The sequence below is a fragment of the Pengzhenrongella sp. genome (assembly GCF_036565025.1).
Taxonomy (GTDB): domain Bacteria; phylum Actinomycetota; class Actinomycetes; order Actinomycetales; family Cellulomonadaceae; genus Pengzhenrongella.
In genome coordinates, this window is the sequence record NZ_DATCNW010000183.1 from 1 (window position 1) to 10,607 (window position 10,607).

At 71.1% G+C, this 10,607-nt stretch carries 10 protein-coding genes; 2 read left to right on the forward strand and 8 right to left on the reverse strand.

Features of this window, described 5'->3' with window-relative positions; all coding sequences use genetic code 11:
• Positions 1–96 precede the first annotated feature (96 nt).
• The 8 genes from VIM26_RS10635 to VIM26_RS10670 all read right to left on the reverse strand — a co-directional run bounded on the left by VIM26_RS10635 (position 97) and on the right by VIM26_RS10670 (position 8,187).
• Positions 97–1,221 (reverse strand): LLM class flavin-dependent oxidoreductase, encoded by a 1,125-nt coding sequence (locus VIM26_RS10635; RefSeq protein WP_331950923.1) that lies wholly within the window; start codon positions 1,219–1,221, stop codon positions 97–99.
• A complete protein-coding gene (locus VIM26_RS10640; RefSeq protein WP_331950925.1) occupies positions 1,218–2,285 on the reverse strand; it encodes an ABC transporter substrate-binding protein in 1,068 nt (355 codons plus the stop codon). The genes VIM26_RS10635 and VIM26_RS10640 overlap by 4 nt, the downstream gene beginning before the upstream one ends.
• Positions 2,272–2,994, reverse strand: coding sequence for an ABC transporter ATP-binding protein (locus VIM26_RS10645; RefSeq protein ID WP_331950927.1), 723 nt, complete (start codon positions 2,992–2,994; stop codon positions 2,272–2,274). Before VIM26_RS10645 ends, VIM26_RS10640 begins: the two co-directional genes overlap by 14 nt.
• Positions 2,991–3,872 (reverse strand): ABC transporter permease, encoded by an 882-nt coding sequence (locus VIM26_RS10650; RefSeq protein ID WP_331950929.1) that lies wholly within the window; start codon positions 3,870–3,872, stop codon positions 2,991–2,993. Before VIM26_RS10650 ends, VIM26_RS10645 begins: the two co-directional genes overlap by 4 nt.
• A gap of 544 nt (positions 3,873–4,416) precedes the next feature.
• Entirely contained in the window at positions 4,417–5,466 is a 1,050-nt protein-coding gene (locus tag VIM26_RS10655; RefSeq protein ID WP_331950931.1) for a DUF4037 domain-containing protein, read from the reverse strand.
• A complete protein-coding gene (gene pyrE, locus VIM26_RS10660; RefSeq protein ID WP_331950933.1) occupies positions 5,463–6,002 on the reverse strand; it encodes an orotate phosphoribosyltransferase in 540 nt (179 codons plus the stop codon). Before pyrE ends, VIM26_RS10655 begins: the two co-directional genes overlap by 4 nt.
• A 46-nt stretch (positions 6,003–6,048) precedes the next feature.
• A complete protein-coding gene (locus tag VIM26_RS10665; RefSeq protein ID WP_331950935.1) occupies positions 6,049–7,440 on the reverse strand; it encodes an HNH endonuclease signature motif containing protein in 1,392 nt (463 codons plus the stop codon).
• 306 nt (positions 7,441–7,746) lie between these two features.
• Positions 7,747–8,187 carry a hypothetical protein gene (locus VIM26_RS10670; protein WP_331950937.1) on the reverse strand — a complete coding sequence of 147 codons (441 nt, stop codon included), beginning with the start codon at positions 8,185–8,187 and terminating at the stop codon, positions 7,747–7,749.
• 481 nt (positions 8,188–8,668) lie between these two features.
• On the opposite strand from VIM26_RS10670, the gene VIM26_RS10675 reads away from it, so the two are divergent.
• The gene (locus VIM26_RS10675; protein ID WP_331950939.1) at positions 8,669–9,427 is read left to right on the forward strand and encodes a 5-oxoprolinase subunit PxpA; all 759 of its coding nucleotides are present in this window, start codon (positions 8,669–8,671) and stop codon (positions 9,425–9,427) included.
• A 4-nt stretch (positions 9,428–9,431) separates the two neighbouring features.
• On the forward strand, positions 9,432–10,607 hold a 1,176-nt coding region (locus tag VIM26_RS10680), incomplete at its 3' end, for a carboxyltransferase domain-containing protein (protein WP_331950941.1).

Consider the following 10,607-nt stretch of genomic DNA (forward strand, 5'->3'; position numbering starts at 1 on the left):
GTCCGAGCGTTGACGTCCTATAGGACGTCAACGCTCGGACGTTGCGGGGGTTGGGGCTCGTCAGGGGGGCCTTCGGTTCCTGCTGAGGTGCGCCCGTCAGGAGGCGACGCGCGCGGCGCGGGGCTTGCCGTCGAGCAGGCCGCGGGCCTCGAGCAGGGGCTTGACGTTCTCGCCGAACCAGTACGCCTCCTCGAGGTTCGGGTAGCCACTGAGCACGAACTCGTCGATCCCCAGGTCGTGGTACTCCTCGATCCGGTCCGCGACCTCGGCGTGGCTGCCGACGAGCGCGGTGCCCGCCCCGCCGCGCACCAGGCCGACGCCGGTCCACAGGTTCGGGGAGATCTCCAGGTCGTCCCTGCTGCCGCCGTGCAGCGCGACCATCCGCTGCTGCCCGACGGACTGGCTGGTGCGCAGGCCTTCCTGTGCCTTGGCGACGGTCTCGGGGTCGAGGGCGTCGAGGAACTTGTCGGCCTCGCGCCAGGCCTCACGCGAGGAGTCGCGGGTGATCGTGTGCAGCCGGATCCCGAAGCGAAGCGTCCGGCCCTGGGCCGCCGCGAGCTCGCGGACGCGGGCGATCTTCTCGGCGACCTGCGCCGGCGGCTCGCCCCAGGTCAGGTAGACGTCCGCGTGCTTGGCCGCGACGGGCAGGGCGGCGTCGGACGAGCCACCGAAGTAGATGTCGGGCACGGGGTTCGGCGGCTCGGAGACGATCGCGCCCTTGACCTTGTAGTGCTCGCCCTCGTAGTCGAACGGCTCCCCGGTCCAGGCGCCGCGGATGACGTCGAGGAACTCGCCCGTACGCGCGTAGCGCTGGTCGTGGTCGAGCCAGTCGCCGAACCGCTGCTGCTCGAGCGAGTCGCCGCCGGTCACCACGTTCAGCAGCAGCCGGCCGCGCGAGATCCGCTGGTAGGTCGCGGCCATCTGCGCGGCAAGCGTCGGGGAGAGGACCCCGGGCCGGAACGCGACGAGGAACTTCAGCTGGCGGGTCTCGCGGATGAGGGCCGCCGTCGTCAGCCAGGCGTCCTCGCACCAGGTGCCCGTGGGGGTGAGCACCCCGGTGAACCCGAGGTGGTCGGCGGCGCGGGCCTGCTGGGCCAGGTAGTCGATGTCGGGCTCGCGCAGGGAGCTCGCCGAGCCGCGCGCGGCGGCCATGTGCGAGCCGCCCACGATGCTGCGGCCGTCTCCGGCGGTGGTCAGGAACCAGTGCAGGGTGATGCTCATTTTGCCCCTTCGTTGGCGACGGTCTCGTTGTCACGGTCGTCGATGAGGTCGGCAATCTTCGGGCGGGTGGGGATCACCTTGGCGTCGGCGAAGGTGTCGGCGAGGTCCTGCTCGCTCTTGGCGATCTCGGGTGTGAGCGTGAGGGGGCCGTCGTCGCTGCGTTGGGTGGTGAGGGCGACCGAGATGGGCAGGCCGCTCTCCTTGGAGTAGGCGGCTGCCCATTCCTTGGAGTGGGACTTGGCCCAGACGCGTGCCCGGGTGCTGCGCGCGATGAGGTCCGCGATGGCGCTGTTGCGCTCGGGATCGGCGAGGGCCTTCGGGCTCGCGACCTGGAAGCCCAGGCCGTTCGCGACGCCCTTGCCGTCGGCGAGCACGCGGGCCTTGAGCTCGTGCTGGGCCTGCGCGGTGTACGGGTCCCACACGAACCAGGCGTCGATCTGGCCGGCCTCCAGGGCGGCGTAGCCGTCGGCGGGCGCGAGGAACGTGATCTTGACGTCCGACGGCGTCAGCCCCGCCTTCTTGAGTTGGAGCAGCAGGTTGCCCTGCGCGGAGCTGCCCTTCGCGACGGCGACGCGCTTGCCCTTGAGGTCCGCGACGGACTTCGCGGTGGACCCTTCCGGGACCAGGACGGCGTCGCCCTGCGCGCTGTCGCGGCTCACGCCGACGATGGTGATCTTTCCCCCGGCCGCGGCGCTGAAGATCGGCGGGGTGTTGCCGACCGTGCCGAAGTCGACGGCCCCGGCGTTGATGGCCTCGAGCAGCGGGGGGCCCGAGGTGAAGCTCGACCACTTGATCTTGTAGGGGAGGTTGTCCAGCTCGCCGGCGGCCTGGAGGAGGGTCTGTACGCCGGCCTTCTGGTCGCCGACGGTGAGCGTGACGTCGCCGACCTTGCTCGTCGGGACCGGCGCCGGCGCCTTGGCGTGCGCGGCGGCGGGCGCGGGCGGTGCGCCGGCCGGGGCCGCGGGCACGCAGGCCGAGACGGTGGCGACGGCGGACACCAGGGCGAGGGCGACCGCGAGCCGTCGTCGTCGGGCGGGTGAGCGGGTCGGGTCAGTCGCGTTCATCAGGGGTCACTTCCAGGTCGTCGAGAACCTCGGTGCGCAGGGCCTGCCTGCGCGTGGGGTCGTGCAGCGCGGACGCCCGGACGAGGTGGTCGCCGCGGACCCGCCCGTCGCGGAGCACCAGCACACGGTCGGCGATGGCGAGCGCCTCGTCGACGTCGTGCGTGACGAGCAGGGTGGTCGGGCGGTGCTCGGCGAACAGCCGCCGCAGCAGGGCGTGCATCGACCGTCGGGTGAGCGCGTCGAGGGCGCCGAACGGCTCGTCGAGGAGCAGCACGTCGGGCTTTCGGGCGAGCGCTCGCGCGAGGGACACGCGCTGCGCCTGGCCGCCGGACAGCGTGAGCGGCCAGCGGTCCGCGAGCGGGGCCAGCTCGACCTGGTCGAGGGCGGCGAGCGCGTTCGAGCGGCTGTCGTCGCCGTCGGTCAGGCCGAGCACGACGTTGCGCCAGACCCGGCGCCACGGCAGCAGCCGCGGTTCCTGGAACGCGACGCTCACCCGCCCGACGACGGCCGCGTCGCCCGTGGCGTCGAGGTCCAGCCCGGCCAGCAGCCGCAGCAGCGTGGACTTGCCCGAGCCGCTGCGCCCGAGCAGGGCGACGACCTGACCGGCCGGGATGTCCAGGTCGAGGCCGGCCAGCACCGGCGTCTCGCCGTAGGTCTTGGTGATGCCGCGGAGGGTGATCGCGGGTGCCGCGACGGGGGTCGTCGTCATCGCTGTACCCCCCGCCAGGTGAGGGCTCGTCGTTCGATCGCCCGCACGAGCGCGTCCGTGAGCAGGCCGAGGACCGCATACACGACCAGGCCGACGACGATCACGTCCGTCTGCAGGAAGTCGCGCGCGTTGTTGATCAGGTACCCGAGGCCCGCGCTCGCGTTGACCTGCTCGCCGACGATGAGCGAGAGCCACGCCATGCCCAGGCCCTGCCGCAGGCCGACGAGGCCCTGGGGGAGCGCGGCGGGCAGCGACACGTGCCAGATCCGCTGGCGGCGGGTGAAGCCGAGCACCCGGGCGGCCTCGAGCAGCTTGGGGTCGGCCTCGCGGACGCCGCTGTGGATCGCGAGGTAGACCGGGAACGCGACGCCGAGGGCGATCAGCAGGATCTTCGGGGTCTCGTCGATGCCGAACCAGAGGATGAACAGCGGGATCAGCCCCAGGTGCGGCAGCGTGCGCAGGGCCTGGACCGGTGGGTCCAGCAGGGCGTCGGCCCACCGGGACAGACCCGACACGAGGCCGAGCACGACGCCCGCGGTCAGGCCGAACAGCAGGCCGAACGCGATCCGGCCCGAGCTGACCAGCAGGGCGGAGCCGAGCTCGCCGCTGCCGATCAGGCGCCATGCGGTGATCGCGATGGTCGACGGCGCCGCGAGCTTGTCCGCGGGGAGGATCCCGGTCGCGCTCGCGAGCTGCCATAGCGCGACGACGGCGGCGAGGCTCGCCCAGCGCGGGACGGGTGGGCGGCGCGATCGTTGGGTCGGTGGGGCTGTTGGGGCGGCGGCGACGTCGGCCGCAGCGCCGGTTGAGTTGGTGGGCTCGAGATCGCGGGGGCGGGAGGTCGTCCGCGGCCGTGCAGGCAGGACGGAGGTGGACATGGGGGTGCTCCAGATCATCGTAAGGAGTACGCGCAATGGGCAGTGCGCCGTCGGGATGCGCGCAACGGGGAGTGCGCAGTCCGGAGTGCGCCCAGCTCACGCATGCGCGGAAAGAGAGTGGCCGCTCAGGGGACTGGCGAGCCATGGCGCGCGCGAGAAGGAGGGGACGCGCCGTGGGGTCATGCGACGCGGGCGCCCGCCAGGGCGCGACCGCGCGGATCCGTCTGGTTAAGCCTGACAGATGGCGCGGACGGGACGTCGGAGGTCGACGTGCGGTCGCGCGGGGTGGGTGACCATGCCCGGACAGTGGGGTGCCGCGGTAGTCAGTGTCAACGGATGGACCGATCGTCTCGCTGGGCGAGATCCGTTCGGCGGTTCACTCCCCGTAGCAGGCCCAGGTGCTCGACGTGTTCCGCGACCTCCAGGTGCGATTCGGCTTCGCGTGCCTGCTGGCTGCCGCGACCAAGCCCTGCGTCGGGCGGACTGGCTCGCGCTGACGAGGTGAGAGCGGGTCGGGCGGACGCCGGCCGAGGCCCGTCGTCGTCTACCGCGGAATCCCCGCGGCCAAGGCGTCGTAGTAGCAGCGCATGGGTGGGATCAGTGCCGCGTTCGCGAGCACGTCCGTGCAGTCGAGCAGCTGGTCAACCGCCCCGACGAGCGGCAACCGGGTGAGGATTGGGTCGTCCACGTGGTCGAGTGAGGCGGCGACGAAGCGGTCCGCGCCCAGTACCAGTGCCGGGCGGTCATGGAAGGGCCGCAGCGAGGTGTCCAGGCGGGTGTTCGAGGACAAGGCATTGAAACGTTCACCGAGGAGCTGATAAGCCCGCCCCAGAGCCGCCTCTCGCGCCGTCGGCGTGCCGGCAGCCATCGACTCCGCCAGCCTCGACCCGAGACCGTCCGGATCGGGCAGGCGAGCAAAAGCCGTCCCGAGCCATTTGCTGTAGGGCGCATATCTGCGTCCCATCAGCAGGGCGAGGCGCATGCTGTCGCGAACGAGTCGGCCGGCCACGACCGCGGAACCGAGCTCGTCGCCGACCTCGGCCGTCCGCTGGATGAACGGCTCCTCCTGGGAGAGGCGCTGCCACTGGCAGGCCAACAGCCACCACCACACCGAGTCCGGGAACCAGGCCAGCCGCCGACGAAGGTCCGCGAGATCGCCAGCAGGATCCGCGAACACGGCTCCCCGGGTGAGGCCCAGGAGTCGGGTCTGCGGGATGAGCAGCCAATCCACGACCGTCGGTCCGCGCTCGTCCAGGCGCCACCCGAGCTCCCCCTCGAGCCAGGCCGGTACGGTCGTGATGAGCACGTGGGGTTGCAGGCGTTCCTCGTCCTTGCCGATGGCAAGGGGCCACCCCTGAAACGACTCGGGGAGAGCCGCGAGAACGCGAGAGCGCACCGCGTCGAGGTCAGGGGCTTGGACGTACACCTGGCATCGGGGGCCCCAGTCGTGATCGGTGGACCGCTGCGTGTCGTATCCCAGCACATCGGAGCCCGGCCCCAGGAGTGCAGCCGAATGCGGAGCCAGCACCGCCGGCGCCACGACCTCCTCGTAGAAGTCGCGGCACAGCTCAAGACCGGGCCTGAATCCACTCACGCGCCCGGGGCCTCACGCAGGAGGTGAGCCTCCAGATCCGTGCGGGTCAGCGCGGCACGCAGCGCCAGTCCCTCCGCGAGCAGGTTCTCGGCGCCGCCCTGGAGGCGATCGATCGCGCAGACCACCGTCTCGACGAGCGCACCTTCCGAGCGCAGCGCAGCGCACGAGGCGAGCAGCGCTCCGCCGGTGGTCACGACGTCCTCGATGACGACGACGCGCCGGCCTCGGACGGACGGACCCTCGGCCATCTTGGCTGTGCCGTACTCCTTGGCAGCCTTGCGCACGAAGACGGTCGGCAGTCCGGTGAGCTGCGACATGACGGTGGCGATCGGAATTCCGCCGAGCTCCATCCCGGCGAGCACGTCGCACTCGGGGAGCAGTTCGACCATCGCCCGGGCGACGTCGCCCAGTAGGACCGGATCCGCCTCGAACAGGTACTTGTCGAAGTACTCCTCGCTGATCTGACCCGACCGAAGCAGGAACTCTCCGGTGAGATGACAGGTGTCGTAGACGCGGCGCGTCAGCTCTGGATTCATGTCCGAAGCATCCCAGGGTCGTCACCGGATCCGAACCGAGAACTGTTCAGTTCCGCAGGACGGTTCGGCCGTGGCGGTCAGTGAATACCCACCCGCCGCCGGACTTCCAAGCGATTTCGATTCCGTTGTTGTGAACGTGCGTGTGGTGGTGCCAACACAAGAGCACTCCGGTGGCGACGTCGGTGTCGCCGTGGTCGCGCCCCCAATGCTTGGAGTGGTGACATTCGCAGAGCCGGGCAGGGGCGTCGCAGGTCGGGTACTGGCAGTGCTTGTCGCGGGCGATGATTGCCCGGCGCAAATGCTTGCGGTAGGTCCGCTTCTTGCGCCCGACGTTCAGGATCTGCCCGTCGGGGCCGAAGACGATGCGGCTGAGCTCCCCGTCGCACAGGATCCGGCTCAGGACCGCCCACGGGACGGGTTGGCCGTCCTCGAACATCGCCGCGTCCAGCAGCCCGGCGGCCGCGAACTCCCCGTTCTCCATCGAGCCGGGCCCGGTCAGGTGCTCGAGTCCGGTGATGTGCCCGGGTGCGTACGGGACGGGCAGCAGGTCGCCGGGCACCTGGTCGCGGTCGCCGGCGCCGTCGCCGGCGCTGGCCTGGGCGGCGAGGGCGAGCAGGGTGCGGTAGCCGACGTGGATGTTCAGGTGCGGCTTGACCCCGCCGGTGGTGCCGACCAGGCCATTGTCCAGGCTGAGCCGGGTCATGGTGACGAGCGCTTCGGCGCGCAGCTGGGCGCGGGTGCGGATCTCGTCCTTCGAGGGGGTCCGGATGAGTGCGTCCAGGCCGGTGAGCAGCAGCTGGCCGTGCTCGGTCGTCAGGAACCCGTTGAGGAAATACCCGCCCGTGGTCAGCGCGATATCCAGGTACTCCCGGTCGGTCGCCTCCTTGAACCCCCGCTCGTCCGCGTCGGGGTCCGTGGCGGCGGCCCACCGCTTGACGGCGTTGCGGAACTTGTCCGCCGGCCAGGCGTGCGCCTGCGTGAGCAGGAACCGCTCCCCGCACACGTTCGTGGGGTCCAACAGCGCCTCGCGCCGCCCGGGGCTCGTCGCCGCGCACGTCGTGAGGATCTCCGCCTGGTCCAGAGTGAGCCGCTCCGGCCCACCGGTCACGACAGCCGCCCCGGTCAGCGGCAGCTCGTCGCGCAACGCGCGACCCAACCGGGTCATCCGCTGGGCGCGGTAGTGCGTGATGTGCACCCGGCGGGAGACCCACCACGGGAACGTGCGCGCCTCGGTGGCCCACACGACATCGGTCTCCACGACCGGCAGCGCCCGGGTCGCGATCGCGGCGAACCTGTCACCGAACTCATACGCCGCGTCGAACAACGCCAACGCACCCGAACCGTCCAGATCCCGCGGCGCGACCCGCGCGATCGCGTCCAGGTGCTCACGAACGGCGGCGTAGTGCTCCGCGAGGATGAGACTGTCGTCGAATGCCATCTCGCCCCCTGCCGTCGCATTCCTTCGAATTCCTCTGCGACAAACTCTAGCCGGGACCACCGACACTCAAGCGATGGCGCACGGGGACGCCTCACAACGAACGAGTAACAATGATGCCAGCCACGGAACAATTCTGTGGATTGTTTCGCGGAATGCCCGCCTGTGGGTGGGTGGCGATCGATTCTTCACAAACCTGCACTCATCGCGCCGAGGTAGTACCCGCCCGGCCAGGTAGAGCGGTCCAGGGCTCTACCTCGCGACGGAGGTACTACTTCGGCGTTCAGCCGATTTGCAGCGGGTGATGCGTTATCTGCCGCGTAGGCGGTTGACCATTCCCGGTATCCCGCGGCCGCGCCGCCACTGTGCGCGTGCCGCGTGCTCCTCCTCTTCACGTGCGTCGAGGGCGGGTGTCGGCTGTAGAAGCGTCGTCCGGTAGGCGTTGGCGTCGAAGGTGAAGGGCCCCAGCGCACTCAGGTCGATCATGTCGCTCTGCTCGGTGTAGCCGTTCTCCATCTGAAAGTCCCGCCAAGCGACGACCCCCTCACCCCGCGCTACCTCCACCGTGATGGCACCGCAGCCGAGGTCGGCACACATCTGACAGACGTAGAGCGGCAGTCGTCCCGGCGCGAGCGGCCAACCGAGCGAGCGCGGCTCGACCCCCGCGAGTTGCCGCAGCGCACTGCCGGCTTCGGCGGGCCAGGCCAGGTCGACCACACTGAGCATGTCGAAGGGGTCGAGTCCGAACACGTCCGGTCGTGGCACTTCCAGCGTCCGCAGCCTCTCGCTGAGCAAGCCGCCGTCGATGGTGAAGTCGAGTTGTGTGAGCGGCTCCCGTAGTCACGGCACGTACCGCGCGCGGTCCTGCTGGCCAAGACTGGCCGGCGCCTCGCGCTCCCGTTCAGTCAGTAACAGCTCGCTCATATCGACCGCGCGCTCCGAGTCACAAGACGAGGGTAGGTGCCGCGGTCGAGCCTGCCCCATGAGGAGGGGGCGCACCGAGCGGCGAGGGTAGGGGGCCGTTCTCGGTGGACGTCCGAACTGGTCCCTTGTAGAATCGTAGAACAATCTGTAAGGTGGGCGGACCTTCTGGCGACGATGCAGCAGGCGGCGGCTCCGCGGCAGGGCTGAGGCTGAACGTGATCGTCACCGAGGGGGACGAGACTTGCGGCCTCACCCTTGCCGCCTTCTGCGGATCTGATGAACCACCTTCCTACGGACGGGGATCGCCATGACCACGATCGACCTGAACAGCGATGTCGGGGAGTCCTTCGGCAACTGGACCTTCGGGGACGACGCGGCGATCATCTCCTCGGTCTCCAGCGTCAACGTCGCCTGCGGCTTCCACGCCGGCGACCCGAGCACGATCCGCACGACCTGTGCGGCCGCCGAACGGGCCGGGGTCAGCGTGGGTGCGCACCCGGGCTACCGCGACCTGGCCGGCTTCGGGCGCAGGTTCATGGAGATCGCCCCGAGCGAGCTCACCAACGACGTGATCTACCAGATCGGCGCCCTGCAGGGGATCGCGCGGGTCGCGGGCACCAGCGTCGGGTACGTCAAGCCGCACGGCGCGCTGTACAACGCGATCGTGCACCACCAGGTGCAGGCCCAGGCCGTCGTGGACGCGGTCGTCGCGGTGGATCCGACGCTGCCGCTGATGGTGCTGCCGGGCTCGCAGATCCAGCGGGTCGCCCGGTCCGCCGGCCTGCGCACGGTGACCGAGGCGTTCGCCGACCGGGCGTACAACCCGGACGGGACGCTGGTCTCGCGGACCCAGCCCGGCGCCGTCCTGCACGATCTCGACCAGATCACCGAGCACGTGCTGCGGATCGTGGTCGACCACCAGATCCGCGCGATCGACGGCACGGTGATCGACGTCGACGCGCAGAGCATCTGCCTGCACGGCGACACCGCCGGCGCGGTCGCGATGGCGCGAGCCGTCCGCGCGGCCGTTCAGGGCGCGGGCGTCGGCGTCGAGAGTTTTGTGTAGCGCCGTGGTCACTCGGATCCGAGCCATCCGCCCCGTCGGGGACCGCGCCCTGCTCGTCGAGCTGGACTCGCTCGCGCAGGTGCTCAGCCTGCAGGCCCAGCTGCTCGAGCACCCCGTCATCGGGCAGCTGGACGTGCTCGCGGCGGCCGAGACGGTGCTCGTCAGCGCCGACTCCACGGTCCTGCTGCAACAGGTCGCCGACCATATCTGGCAGCTCGACGTGAGCACGAGCGTCCCCGGGGACGACACGCTCGTCGTGATCGACACCCTGTACGACGGCGAGGACCTCGACGCGGTCGGCGCGCTCACCGGTCTGGGCGCCGACGGCGTCGTCGCCGCGCACACGCGGCAGGTCTGGACCGCCGCGTTCGGCGGGTTCGCGCCCGGATTCACGTACCTGGTGGGTCAGGACGAGACGCTCACCGTGCCGCGGCGGGACTCCCCGCGCACGGCCGTGCCGGCGGGTTCGGTGGGGCTCGCCGGGAACTACTCGGCGGTCTACCCGCGGGCGTCACCCGGTGGGTGGCAGCTGATCGGCCGCACGGCCGCACGGATGTGGGACCTGGACCGGGCCAGTCCGGCGCTGGTCCGACCCGGGAACCGGGTCCAGTTCCGCGCCGTACGCGACCTGGTCGCGCTCGCCGCCGAGCCGGCGACGCGCGCCGCGACTGCCCCTGTTGTGCCCGTGACAGGCGTGCCCGTGACCGGCGTGCCCGTGACCGGCGTGCCCGACGACGGCGTGGCCGCGACAGACCCTGTGGTGCCCCGCGAAGCCGCGCCCGCGACCGGCGTCGTGATCCGTTCCCCCGGGCTCCAGACGACCGTGCAGGACCTCGGCCGGCGGGGGTACGCCGAGCTGGGCGTGGTCGCGTCCGGTGCGTTGGACCGCGGCGCGCTGCGGCGCGCGAACCGGTTCGCGGGCAACCCCGCGACCGCGGCCGTGCTCGAGAACGCGCTCGGCGGCCTCACCCTCGAGGCGCTCAGCGACCAGGTGCTGGCCGTGACCGGGGCGGTGGTCCGGCTCGAGGTCACCGGCGCGGACGGTGCGAAGCGCGTCGTCGCCGCGGAGACGCCGTTCGCGCTGCTCGCGGGAGAGCGGCTGACCCTCGGCGCGCCGACGTCCGGGGTGCGCAGTTACGTCGCGTTCCGCGGCGGGGTGGACGTCCCGGAGGTGCTGGGC